Here is a 210-nt window from a genome sequence, read left to right as displayed (position 1 = left end):
TGATACCGTCACCATTCTCGACAACGGCAAAGCCATCGGTACCGCTACTGCGGGCAGCGACGGCAGCTGGAGCAGCACCCTGCCGGCCCTGGCCGACGGCAGCCACAGTATTACCACCACCGTCACCGATGCCGCCGGCAATACCGGGCAGCCTTCGGCGGCGATTCCTGTCACGGTCGATACCACGGCGCCGGCAGCAGCCGTGATGTC

General features: G+C 66.2%; 1 protein-coding gene. It reads left to right on the top strand.

Annotated elements, in window-relative coordinates:
- The coding region (locus GTPT_RS17685; protein WP_038012003.1) for an Ig-like domain-containing protein at positions 1-210 on the top strand (210 nt) is incomplete at both ends.

It is taken from the genome of Tatumella ptyseos ATCC 33301 (assembly GCF_000735525.1).
Classification (GTDB): Bacteria; Pseudomonadota; Gammaproteobacteria; order Enterobacterales; family Enterobacteriaceae; genus Tatumella; species Tatumella ptyseos.
The sequence above is the reverse complement of the archived record's forward strand: the minus strand, read 5'-3'. Positions and strand labels throughout refer to the sequence as shown.